We start from the raw sequence: 2,152 nt of genomic DNA, 5'->3' as shown, positions 1-2,152 counted from the left end.
CCGCGCAGTTGGGTGGGGCGCTCGTAACCGAGGACGTCGAGGGCGGTGAGGACGGACTGCCGGGTCGCCTCGGAGACACCGGGTCTTCCGTTCAGGACACGGCTGACCGTTGCCTCGCTGACCCCTACCTTCTGTGCAACCTGAGCAAGTCGTCGTGTCATGACGCAAGAATAATGCAACTTCGGTCAAAAAATTGCGCCGAATCCTGAGTTCCGTTCGGACTGCCATCAGTTGCCGGAACGGCGCACACACGCGACGGATCGGACGACGGCACCGCCGTCGTCCGATCCGTCGCACGTGCCGCGGGCGGGCAGGCAGGCATCACGCGGAAGAGGAGCTCCACGACGCCAGGAGCCGGGGGTCGCAGGAGAGCCACACCGCCGTGTCGGGCGGCAGCAGACCCCGGCCGTCGAGCGGGCCGCTCGACAGGATCAGGCGCTCGTACGGCGGCAGCGCGGCCGCGCCGGTGCCCAGGTTCACGGCGCACACCAGGCCGTCGGCGCGGGCGAAGGCCAGCACATCGGCGGGGGTGTCGAGCCAGCTCATCGGGCCGTCCCCGAAGCCGGGGGAGGTGCGCCGCACGCGCAGCGCCGTGCGGTAGAGCGTCAGCATCGACGCCGGATCCGCCGACTGCCGGTCGACGGCGTACCCGGCCCAGTCCGCGGGCTGCGGCAGCCACGGCTCCCCCTCGGGGCCGAACCCGTACGCGGGCGCGTCGGCGGCCCACGGCAGCGGCACCCGGCACCCGTCCCGGCCGGGGTCGGTTCCGCCGGAGCGGAAGTGCATCGGGTCCTGGATGCGGTCGCGGGGTATCTCGGCCTCGGGCAGACCGAGTTCCTCGCCCTGGTAGAGGTAGACGGAGCCGGGCAGGGCCAGGGTCAGCAGGGCGGCGGCGCGGGCCCGGCGGGTGCCGAGCTCCAGGTCGGTCGGGGTACCGAAGGCCTTCGTCGCGAAGTCGAAGGCGCTGTCGGCCCGGCCGTACCGGGTGACCGTGCGCGTCACGTCGTGGTTGCACAGGACCCAGGTGGCCGGTGCGGCGACCGGGGCGTGCTCGGCGAGGGTGTCGTCGATCGTGCGGCGCAGCCGCACGGCGTCCCAGGGGCACGCGAGGAAGTTGAAGTTGAAGGCCGTGTGCAGTTCGTCGGGGCGCAGATAGCGGGCGAACCGCTCCGCGTCCGGCAGCCACACCTCGCCGACGAAGACACCGCCGTACGCGTCGGCGACCCGGCGCCAGGAGCGGTAGATGTCGTGGATCTCGTCCTGGTCGATGTACGGGTGCGGGTCGACGCCCTCGACGAAGTCCGGCAGGCCCGCGCGCTTGGTGAGCAGCGCGGCCGAGTCGATGCGGACGCCCGCGACACCGCGCTCGAACCAGAAGCGCAGCACGTCCTCGTGCTCCTGGCGCACGGCGGGATGGGCCCAGTTGAGGTCGGGCTGCTCCGGGGCGAACAGATGGAGGTACCACTCGCCGTCGGACACCCGGGTCCAGGTGTCGCCGGCGAACTGCGACGGCCAGTCGTTCGGCGGCAGTTCACCGTGCTCGCCGCGTCCGGCACGGAAGTGGAACAGCTCCCGCTCGGGACTGCCGGGGCCGGCCTCGAGGGCCGCGCGGAACCAGGCGTGCTGATCGGAGACGTGGTTCGGCACGATGTCGACGATGGTGCGGATGCCCAGATCGGCGGCCTCCGCGATGAGCTTCTCCGCCTCCTCGATGGTGCCGAAGGCCGGGTCGATGGTGCGGTAGTCGGCCACGTCGTAGCCGCCGTCGACCAGCGGGGAGAGGTACCAGGGGGTGAACCACACGGCGTCGACGCCGAGTTCGGCGAGGTACGGCAGCCGGGCGCGGACGCCCGCCAGGTCTCCGGTGCCGTCGCCGTCTCCGTCCGCGAAACTGCGGGGATACACCTGGTAGATGACGGCGTCGCGCCACCAGTCTGCGGTGCGGGACGAGGGAACAGCTGCCACGGGAGGTCCTTTCGGGCAGATGGGACTCCGCCGCCGGCGGTGCGGGGGCACGGACAGGTCGTGCCGGCGGCGGAGTGCTCTGAGGGGTGCGGTGCGCGGGGGAGGTCAGCCCTTGAGGCTGCCGGCGGTGAGGCCCGCCATGATGCTGCGCTGGAAGAAGAAGAACACGATGATCATCGGGATGCTC

The 2,152-nt window shown here is 71.7% G+C and carries 2 protein-coding genes; both read right to left on the bottom strand.

What is annotated here, in order from left to right:
• Positions 1 to 161 (bottom strand): LacI family DNA-binding transcriptional regulator (locus GTW43_RS20035; protein WP_161303394.1); only part of this gene is annotated, 161 nt, incomplete at its 3' end.
• A gap of 160 nt (positions 162 to 321) precedes the next feature.
• Entirely contained in the window at positions 322 to 1,965 is a 1,644-nt protein-coding gene (locus GTW43_RS20030; RefSeq protein WP_161303393.1) for a glycoside hydrolase family 13 protein, read from the bottom strand.
• Positions 1,966 to 2,152 lie beyond the last annotated feature (187 nt).

The organism is Streptomyces sp. SID5785 (assembly GCF_009870065.1).
Lineage (GTDB): Bacteria > Actinomycetota > Actinomycetes > Streptomycetales > Streptomycetaceae > Streptomyces.
The sequence above is the reverse complement of the archived record's forward strand: the minus strand, read 5'-3'. Positions and strand labels throughout refer to the sequence as shown.